The sequence below is a fragment of the Micromonospora sp. NPDC049799 genome (assembly GCF_040656655.1).
In the GTDB taxonomy this organism is placed as follows: domain Bacteria; phylum Actinomycetota; class Actinomycetes; order Mycobacteriales; family Micromonosporaceae; genus Micromonospora.
Map to the genome: position 1 here is coordinate 1 of NZ_JBFAMU010000708.1, position 2,044 is coordinate 2,044.

Consider the following 2,044-nt stretch of genomic DNA (forward strand, 5'->3'; position numbering starts at 1 on the left):
GGGGGGGGGGGGGGGGGGGGCGGGGGGGGGCGGGGGGGGGGGGGGGGGGGGGTGGGGGGTGGGGGGTCAGCGGGGGGTGCGGAGGGAGGCGGCTCGGCGGGCGCGTTCCACCGCGGCCGGTAGGGCCGCGATCAGGGCGTCGACGTCGGCGCCCGTACTGGTGTGGCCGAGGGTGAAGCGCAGCGAGGAGCGGGCCCGGTCGTCGTCGGCACCCATCGCCAGGAGCACGTGCGAGGGCTGCGCCACCCCCGCCGAGCAGGCCGAGCCGGTCGAGCAGGCGATGCCCTGCGCGTCCAACAGGAGCAGCAGCGCATCGCCCTCGCAGCCGGTGAAGGAGAAGTGCGCGTTGCCCGGCAGCCGCTCGGTGGGGTCGCCGTTGAAGATGACCTCGGGCACCGCCGCGCGGACCCGCTCGACCAGGTCGTCGCGGAGGGCGGCGACCCGGGCCGCGTACTCCTGCTGGCCCTTCACGACGGCCTCCACCGCCACCGCGAAGGCCACGATGCCGGCGGTGTCGAGGGTGCCCGAGCGGATGTCCCGTTCCTGGCCGCCGCCGTGCAGCAGCGGCGTGGCCGCCACGTCGCGGGCGAGCAGCAGTGCGCCCACGCCGGTCGGCCCGCCGAGCTTGTGCCCGGTGACGGTCAGCGCGGAGACCCCGCTGCCGGCGAAGTCGACCGGCACCTGCCCGACGGCCTGGATCGCGTCGGTGTGGAACGGCACGCCGTGCTCGGCGGCGACGGCCGCCAACTCGGCGACCGGCTGGAGGGTGCCGACCTCGTTGTTGGCCCACATGGTCGTCACCACGGCGACCCGTTCGCCGTGGGCGGCCAACTCGGCGCGCAGGTCGTCGGGGCTCACCCGGCCGGCGGCGTCGACCGGCAGCCAGCCGACCTCCGCGCCCTCGTGGCCGGTCAGCCAGTCCACGGCGTCCAGCACGGCGTGGTGCTCGACGGCGCTGGAGACCACCCGGGTACGGCGGACGTCGGCCGCGCGGCGGGCCCAGAAGATGCCCTTGACGGCGAGGTTGTCGCTCTCCGTGCCGCCCCCGGTGAAGATGACCTCGGAGGGCCGGGCCCCCAGCGCGGCGGCCACCCGCTCCCGCGACTCCTCCACCCGCCGCCGGGCACGACGGCCCGACGCGTGCAGGGAGGACGCGTTGCCGACCTCGCGAGCGGTGGCGACGTACGCCTCCAGTGCCTCGTCGAGCATCGGAGTGGTCGCCGCGTGATCCAGGTATGCCATCACGGTTCAGCCTAACGGCCGGGGTGCCGCCCACCGGACGCCGGAGCCGGGGCGGAAGCGTCTCCTCCCGCCCCGGCTCGGCGCGGCCACGTCAGCCGGCAGGTCGGGCAGCCGACGGGCGCGTCGGGAAACTCACGCCGGCACCGCGGTGACCACGATGTTGTCGCGGTACCTGCGGGCCTCGGCGTCGAACGGGCCACCACAGGTGATCAGGGTGAGACGGGGCTTGCCGTCCCGGGCGAAGTACCGTTCCAGCGGGATCTTCGTCTTCTGGTACTCCTCCCGGGCGACGACGCGGTACGTACGGGCCCTGCCGTCGCTGCCGGTCACCGTCATGGTGTCGCCCTGGTCGAGTTCCTTCAGCCGGAAGAACGCGCCCTTGCCCTGGGTGGCGCTGTCGACGTGACCGGCGATCACCACCGACCCGGTCTTCGCCTCCAGGCCGGGGCCGTAGCGGTACCAGCCGATCTGGTCGACGCTGGGTGGCACCTCGAACTCGTCGGTCTTCTGGTTGATCCCGACGGCGTTCACGGTGGCCGTGACGTCGATTCCCGGGATGACCAGCTTGGTCGGCGGCACGGTCTCCGCACCGCTGGGCAGCTCGCCCTTGGCGACGGGGACCGCCGGACCGGCGGCCGTCGGGGTCGGGCTCGGGCTGGTGGTGGCGAGGTCCTCGGCCTCCTCCGACCCGACGTTCCCGGCCGGCTGGGAGCCGCACGCCACCAGCGCGGCGACGGTGAGCGCGGCAACGCCGGCGGCCATGGCCGCCAGCGCGCCGCGGTTGCGCACCGTCACTTGCGAC

Annotated in this window: 2 protein-coding genes; both read right to left on the reverse strand. The window is 75.2% G+C overall.

Annotated elements, in window-relative coordinates; genetic code table 11:
* Positions 1-66: 66 nt before the first annotated feature.
* A complete protein-coding gene (locus AB0I76_RS28560) occupies positions 67-1,242 on the reverse strand; it encodes a cysteine desulfurase family protein (protein ID WP_357041835.1) in 1,176 nt (391 codons plus the stop codon).
* Positions 1,243-1,374: 132 nt separating this feature from the next.
* A complete protein-coding gene (locus AB0I76_RS28565; RefSeq protein ID WP_357041838.1) occupies positions 1,375-2,037 on the reverse strand; it encodes a class F sortase in 663 nt (220 codons plus the stop codon).
* Positions 2,038-2,044: the final 7 nt, after the last annotated feature.

What these genes read in the sequence shown, in the direction of transcription:
- AB0I76_RS28560 (WP_357041835.1), bottom strand. Translation starts at nt 1,242, where the DNA reads ATGGCATACCTGGATCACGCGGCGACCACTCCGATGCTCGACGAGGCA.